A 2486-nucleotide genomic window follows, 5' to 3' on the forward strand; every position below is an offset into this window, starting at 1 on the left:
TGATTGAAAGGTGACAGTGCGACTATTGTTCAATGGGAAAAATTGCAATTGGGACAAAAAAACAGAACTGAAAAGATGTTCTGTTTTTTTGTCCCAACTACAATTCTTTCCTTAATAATTATAGCACATTCCACTTTGAATAAGGCTAGTCTGCATATTCGGATAGTTTGTCTCATATATTTTAGTGCGGGTAGGAGGGAGCGATGTGCACATTGTCACCGCGGAGGAAATGTACGAAATGGAACGTTTTACCATTAAGGAAAGAGGGATCGACGAAAGAATATTAATGGAGAACTCTGGAAGAGCAGTAGCTAATAAGGCTGTACAACATTTGAAAGAAGATCAAAATGTCCTTGTTCTTGTTGGAGGGGGCAACAATGGCGGGGACGGATTTGTCGTGGCTCGTCGTTATTGAACCAGAAATACTGTCTGAAGGTTTTGCAATTGGTACCAGATGAAAAAGGTAAAGGAGAAGCGTCGTACCACAAACAGCTTTACCTTCATAGGGTGGACAGGTTTAAGTACTTCAAGGAAGTGACTGGACGAGAAGGATGCTGCTAGAAGCTGACATCATTGACGCGATGCTCGGTATTGGAATAACTGGACAGCTACGAGAGTCGTATCGATCTGTAATCGAAACAATCAAACCAATACTCCCACAAAGGAAATCAAGGAAAAGGATTCATTGTTGGAGATTCTAAAGAAATGCCTGGTTGGAATTTCCCGATGTTCTAACTCCACATCCAGGAGAAATGGCATCAATTTTGAATGCGCCGATCAACAAATTGTTGGAAAAGCCTTTTTCTTAATCGAGACAATTTCGATGGAATACTACATTTATTTCGTTTAAATGGAAGCATACCCCATTATTACAGATCCAATGGTTGATCAGTGGGTGCGCGTAACTGGTAAAGCGGATTTTGCAAAGGGTGGTAGTGAGAAAGTTCTTTCTGGTATTCTCCTTGTCATGCTAATGCAAAATGAAATGATTCCGCAAGCATTGTCTAATGGTTGCTTCATCCATGGAAAAGCGGCAGATCTATTAGTGAGGAACTATCATTTCCAGTATGACCTATTAGCTACTATCTTTCGTACATTTTCATTGTAAAGCGGTGTTTTCACGTTCCCTTTGTCCATTGAAACGAGACAAAGGAGTTGTGATCATGAGAAAATATTTAGGCCTATGTATCCTTGCCTTGTTAGTCGTTGTTTTATCAGCCTGTGGAGAACAATCAAAAGAAGAGGTTGTTAAAGAGCTAGATAGTAAGCTCGAAAATATGGAAGGCTATAAAGCACAGGCAAGCATGAATCTAAAAACTGGAGAAAAAAGCCAAACGTATAACATCGATATTTGGCATAAAAAGAAAAATTATTATCGGGTTTTATTAAAGAATGACAACGACGAAAAAGGAAATCAAGTTATTTTGCGTAACGATGATGGTGTATTTGTTTTAACACCCGCACTAAACAAAAGCTTTAAATTTAAAAGTGATTGGCCTGATAATACGAGCCAACCATATCTTTACCAGTCGTTAGTAAAAGACATTAAAAATGATAGTGAAGCGACATTTAAGTCAACGGAGAAATATTATGTATTTGAAACAAAAACGAACTATCAAAACAACAATAACCTGCCATTCCAAGAGATCTATTTTGACAAAAAAACCTATACTCCAGTTAAAGTGAAGGTATTAGATAAAGAGAAGAATTCATTGGTGGAAGTAAACTTTTCTAAATTTAAATTAAATCCTGAATTTGCAAAAGATGATTTTCAAATTGAAAAAAATATGACTAGCGGAGTAACAGGTGTTCCGACAATGGCAGAGGATCAGCCAACTAATTTTAGCGTTCTTTATCCTATGAATGAGTTAAATGCTGAGCTCGTTGAAACGAAGGAAGTAGAGTTAGAAGACGGAAAACGCGTTATTCTATCTTATGAAGGTGAAAAGAATTTCACATTAATGCAAGAAAGAGTGGAATCATATCCAGCTAGTGCACCTACTACTGTAAAAGGGGAGCCAATTAACCTAGGATTCACGGTTGGTGCAATCACTTCAAATTCGATTGAGTGGAACTATAATGGAACCAACTTCTATTTAGCGAGTGAAGACCTAACAAGAGAAGAAATGATTGATGTAGCAAGCTCTGTTCAGGGCAAAGAAGTAAAATAATATGCAGCAAGCAGACTCAGTTGAATTCGAGTCTGCTTTTATTTTTGGTGAGATTCATCGTTTTTATTGCTTTAGCTGACACACAGGCCCTTATTCAGCAAAAATTCGAGGTTTTGGCGGGATTAGCGGACTGAGAGGCCGTTAATTGCCAAAAAGCCAACCATAAATAGCCCTATTGTAGCAAATAACGTCCTGTGAGTCCGCTAAACCAAGGAAAACGGCTATTTTTCTGCAAATAACGGCCTCTCAGTCCGCATAGAATTTTTAGCGGACTCACAGGCCCTTATTCGGCGAAAATCTGAGGTTTTGGCGGGA

General features: G+C 38.5%; 4 protein-coding genes. All 4 read left to right on the plus strand.

Annotated elements, in window-relative coordinates:
• The first annotated feature begins 205 nt into the window (after positions 1-205).
• The gene (locus NC797_RS18180) at positions 206-415 is read left to right on the plus strand and encodes an NAD(P)H-hydrate epimerase (RefSeq protein WP_272438203.1); all 210 of its coding nucleotides are present in this window, start codon (positions 206-208) and stop codon (positions 413-415) included.
• Positions 416-551: 136 nt separating this feature from the next.
• Positions 552-701 (plus strand): hypothetical protein, encoded by a 150-nt coding sequence (locus NC797_RS18185; RefSeq protein ID WP_272438204.1) that lies wholly within the window; start codon positions 552-554, stop codon positions 699-701.
• Between the two features lie 149 nt (positions 702-850).
• Positions 851-1108, plus strand: coding sequence for an NAD(P)H-hydrate dehydratase (locus NC797_RS18190; protein WP_272438205.1), 258 nt, complete (start codon positions 851-853; stop codon positions 1106-1108).
• A 55-nt stretch (positions 1109-1163) separates the two neighbouring features.
• Positions 1164-2171: a LolA family protein gene (locus NC797_RS18195; protein ID WP_272438206.1), complete on the plus strand. Its 1008-nt coding sequence runs from the start codon at positions 1164-1166 to the stop codon at positions 2169-2171.
• The last annotated feature ends 315 nt before the right edge of the window (positions 2172-2486 follow it).

Origin of the sequence: Terrihalobacillus insolitus (assembly GCF_028416575.1) — a bacterium.
Classification (GTDB): Bacteria; Bacillota; Bacilli; order Bacillales; family Amphibacillaceae; genus Terrihalobacillus; species Terrihalobacillus insolitus.